1 protein-coding gene is annotated in these 269 nt (G+C 58.0%); it reads left to right on the plus strand.

The features are described from left to right. The coding region (locus AB1471_RS18970; protein WP_367780988.1) for a hypothetical protein at positions 1–269 on the plus strand (269 nt) is incomplete at both ends.

The raw sequence follows: 269 nt of genomic DNA on the forward strand, positions 1-269 counted from the left end.
GGGGGGGGGGGGAGGGGAGGGAAGGGAAGAAGGGGGGGGAAAAAGGAGAAAAAAGGGGGAGAAAGAAGGAGAGAGGAAGGAGAAGGAGGAGGAAAAGGAGAAAGGGAAAAGGGGGGAAGAAAGGGAGAAGGGAAGGAGGGGGAGGGAGGAGAGAAGGGAGAGGAGGAAGGGGGAGGAAAAAGGGGGAAAGAGGAAAGGAAGAGGGGGAGGGAGGGGGGGAGGGAGGAGGGAGAAAGGGAAGAGTGCGAAAGCAGATACAGAAGTGGATT

Origin of the sequence: Jeotgalibacillus marinus, from assembly GCF_040801915.1 — a bacterium.
GTDB lineage: Bacteria > Bacillota > Bacilli > Bacillales > Jeotgalibacillaceae > Jeotgalibacillus > Jeotgalibacillus marinus.